Consider the following 4,116-nt stretch of genomic DNA (forward strand, 5'->3'; position numbering starts at 1 on the left):
CAAGAGAGGACGGCTGGGGCGGGGGGCGCTAATATGCAACAAAACATGTCCGCTGCGGCCTGCCGGCTGTGCCTTGGGGCGGGCCTGCGCACCTGCCTTCTTTCTTTGTTTTGCACAGAAAGGCCAATATGCCCCCCTGGGTTGCAGGACTGTGGAACACCTTGCCCGCGCGGATTCGCTGGTTGGTGCTGTGCGCCACGCTGCCAGCGGTGCTGTTGGTGGTCTACCAGGCTCGGGCCCACCGCGCCGACGCGATCGCGGCAGCCGAAGAGCGCGCACTGCAGACCCTGCATTCAGTGGCTGGAACGCAGCAGCGCTTGATTGAGAACACACGGCACTTTTTGCAGCAACTTGCGGCCATGTCGCAGGTGCGCGACCCCTCGGCGCCCGAGTGTGGACGCTATCTGGCCGAGGTGCTGTCGCTCAACACCACCTACATCAACATTGGCGTGCCGCGTGTGGATGGTGAATTGCTGTGCAATGCCCGCCCGCTGAAGGCGCCGGTCAATGTGGCCAACCGCCCTTACTTTCAGCAGACGATCGCCAGCCGGGACTTTTCCGTGGGCAGCTTTCAGGTGGACCGCGCCGCTCAGGTAGCCAGTGTCAACTTCGCCTACCCGGTGATCCCGGCGGGCACGCAGGACGTGGTGGGGGCGGCTGTGGCGGTGGTGTCGCTGCAGTGGTGGAGCCTGCGGCTGACAGACCTGGGCCTGCCCGATGGGGCCGTTGCCCGGGTGTCGGACCCCAATGGCAGCGTGTTGGCACGTTACCCGCCTGATGCCAGCGAGCTGGGCGCCCCGTTTGCTGACGGCGAGTTCCGCGCCTTGGTGCTGCAAACTCCCCGGGGCCAGCGTCTGCGCACGCGCGCTGACGGCTCCCCCGAGCTGGTGGTGTTTCAGCCTCTTATCGAGTCAGCGGGTAAGCCCGTGGCCACAATGAGTCTGGCTGTGCCGCTGGAAAACCTGTATGCAGCCGCCAATCAGCGCATGTGGACCGAGATGGCCTTCTTGCTGGCGGGCCTGGTGGTGTCGGTGTTGGTGGCCCAGGTGGGGGTGCGGCGCGGGGTGATGCGGCCCCTGCGGCGCCTTTTGCATGCCACTGACGAACTGGCCGAAGGTCGCTATGTGTCGCGCGTCCCCGCCACGGGGCTCCAGGAACTGACGGAGCTGGGCCGCCGCTTTGACCACATGGCACTGACCCGCCAGAACGCCGAGGCCGAGCTGCGCCAGAGCGAGGAGAACCTGGCCATCACCCTGCACTCCATCGGCGACGCCGTGGTGGCCACCGATGCACAGGGCCGCATCACCCGCATGAACGCGGTGGCCGAGCGCCTGACCGGCTGGCCCCTGGCGCAGGCTTTGGGTCAGCCACTGGCCGATGTGTTCCGCATCGTCAACGCCAGCACGCGCGAACCACAAGTGGACCCTGTTCAGCAGGTGATGGACAAGGGCCAGGTGGTGGCGCTGAGCAACCACACCACCTTGCTGGCACGCCATGGGGCCGAGTACCAGATTGCTGACAGTGCCGCCCCCATTCGAAATCCCCAGGGCGAGATCGTGGGCGTGGTGCTGGTGTTCAGCGACGTGAGCGAGTCTTACCGCGTGCGCCGCAAGCTGGAGGACAACGAAGCGCGGTTTCGTACCCTCACGGCGCTGTCGTCCGACTGGTACTGGGAGCAGGACGCGCAGTTTCGCCTCACGCATGTGGAAGGCCGCGCCGATGACCGGCTGGTGCAGGAGGCCGCGCTGCACATGGGCAAGACGCGCTGGGAGCTGGCCGCACCGGGCATGAGCGATGCGCTGTGGGAAGAGCACCGCGCGCTGCTGGAGCGCCACCAGGAGTTCCGCGACTTTGAGTTCGAGCGCCACGATCGGCAGGGCAATTCGTACTGGGTGTCCATCAGCGGTACCCCGGTGTTTGACGGCGAGGGCGTGTTTTGTGGCTACCGGGGCGTGGGCAAGGACATCACCGCCCGCAAGCGCGACGAGAACGAACTGCGCATTGCCGCCATCGCCTTCGAATCACAGGAAGGCATGATCGTCACCGATGCCGACACCCGCATCCTGCGCACCAACCGCGCCTTCAGCCGCATCACCGGCTACAGCGCTGCAGAGGTGGTGGGCCAGCGCACCCGCCTGCTGGCATCGGGCCACCAGGACAAAGCCTTCTTCGACGCCATGTGGGCAAGCCTGGCCAGCACAGGCGAGTGGAAAGGCGAGCTTTGGAACCGCTGCAAGAGCGGCGAGGTGAACCTGCATTTCATGGCCATTTCCGCCGTGACGGACCGCAACGGAGCGCTCACCCACTATGTGGCCACTCTCAGTGATATCACCCAGCGCGCAGCTGCAGCGCGCGAGATCGAGCACCTGGCTTTCTACGATCCGCTCACCCACCTGCCCAACCGCCGCCTGATGATGGACCGGCTGCAACAGGCGTTTGCCACCAGCGCGCGCGCTGGCTTGCAAGGTGCACTGCTGTGCCTGGACCTGGACCACTTCAAGACCCTGAACGACACCCTGGGCCACGACATGGGCGACGTGCTGCTGCAGCAGGTTGCGCAGCGGCTGACCGCTTGCGTGTGCGAGGGTGATACCGTGGCCCGCCTGGGCGGCGACGAGTTTCTGGTGCTGCTGGAGGACCTGGGCGCCCAGGCCACCGACGCGGCCGAGCAGGCGCAGACGGTGGGCGAAAAGATTCTGGCTGCGCTCAATCAGCCCTACCAGCTGGCATCGCACCATGTGCACAGCACCACCAGCGTGGGCGCCGTGCTGTTTCGCGGCCAGGGGCAGACGGTGGAGGACGTGGTCAAGCATGCCGACCTGGCCATGTATGCGGCCAAGACCGCCGGGCGCAACTGCATCCGTTTTTTTGATCCACGTATGCAGGCGGCCGTCACGGCCCGCGCAACGTTGGAGAACGACCTGCGCACGGCTCTGGAGCAAGGCCAGTTCACGTTGCATTACCAGACGCAGATGGGCTGCGGAGCGCGCGTGGTGGGCGCCGAGGCGCTGATCCGCTGGAACCACCCCGCACGCGGAATGGTGTCGCCGTGCGAATTCATCCCTCTGGCCGAAGAGACCGGCCTGATCCTGCCCATCGGCCTGTGGGTGCTTCAGACAGCGTGCACGCAGCTGCGCCGGTGGCAGGACCACCCTGCCACGGGCGACCTGCAACTGGCTGTGAACCTGAGCGCACGCCAGTTCCACCAGGGCGACTTCATCGAGCAAGTGGTCACGGTGCTGCGCCAGACCGGCGCGCGGCCTGACCGCCTGAAGCTGGAGCTGACCGAAAGCCTGGCGCTGGACAACGTGGATGACACTATCGCCAAGATGAACGCCCTGCGCGCGCTGGGGCTGCGCTTTTCGATGGACGACTTTGGCACAGGGCAGTCGTCACTGTCGTACCTCACGCGGCTGCCGCTGGACCAGCTCAAGATCGACCAGAGTTTTGTGCGCAACATCGGCATTCAGCACACCGACGCGCTCATTGTGCAGACCATCATCGGCATGGCGCAGAGCTTGGGCATTGACGTGATTGCCGAGGGGGTTGAGACCGAGGCGCAGCGTGCGTTTCTGGAGCAGCACGGCTGCACTCTGTGGCAGGGCTACCTGTTCAGCCGTCCCGTGCCCATCGAGACGCTGGAGCACCGCCTGCACGGCGGGCTGGGCTGGCAGGTGTCGTCGTAGCCTGCTTGCACCATCCCTACACCGCCATGTAGCGTCCTGGCCGGTGGTTCATGGCCAGCACCAGGTTCAGTGCCACTGCGCCCGCAACGGACCAGGCCACACGCAGCGGCTCTACCGTCCACAGTGCCAGCAGCACAATGCAGCAGTCAACGGCCATTTGCACCTTGCCTGCACGCCAGCCGTAGCGGTCTTGCAGGTACAGCGCGGCAATGCCCACGCCGCCCAGGCTGCAGCGGTGGCGAAACAGCACGAGGAAGCCAGTTCCCGTGATCAGTCCGCCCGCAATGGCGGCATACAGCGGTTGCAACTGCGCAAACTGCAGGAACTGCGACTGCAGCTCGGTCAGCAGCGACAGCAGCAGCACCGCGATGAAGGTCTTGACGGTGAACGCCCGCCCCAGCTTGCGCAGCGCCAGCCAATAAAACGGCAG

2 protein-coding genes are annotated in these 4,116 nt (G+C 65.7%); one reads left to right on the forward strand and one right to left on the reverse strand.

Features of this window, described 5'->3' with window-relative positions; all coding sequences use genetic code 11:
• The first annotated feature begins 128 nt into the window (after positions 1-128).
• The gene (locus tag DBR12_RS15275) at positions 129-3,686 is read left to right on the forward strand and encodes an EAL domain-containing protein (RefSeq protein ID WP_108618045.1); all 3,558 of its coding nucleotides are present in this window, start codon (positions 129-131) and stop codon (positions 3,684-3,686) included.
• Between the two features lie 16 nt (positions 3,687-3,702).
• Here the strand turns inward: DBR12_RS15275 and DBR12_RS15280 are convergent.
• A partial coding sequence (locus DBR12_RS15280; RefSeq protein ID WP_146185551.1) for a YitT family protein occupies positions 3,703-4,116 on the reverse strand: 414 nt, incomplete at its 5' end.

Source organism: Acidovorax sp. HMWF029, assembly GCF_003060895.1.
Taxonomy (GTDB): domain Bacteria; phylum Pseudomonadota; class Gammaproteobacteria; order Burkholderiales; family Burkholderiaceae_C; genus Acidovorax.

What these genes read in the sequence shown, in the direction of transcription:
- DBR12_RS15275 (WP_108618045.1), top strand. Translation starts at nt 129, where the DNA reads ATGCCCCCCTGGGTTGCAGGACTGTGGAACACCTTGCCCGCGCGGATT.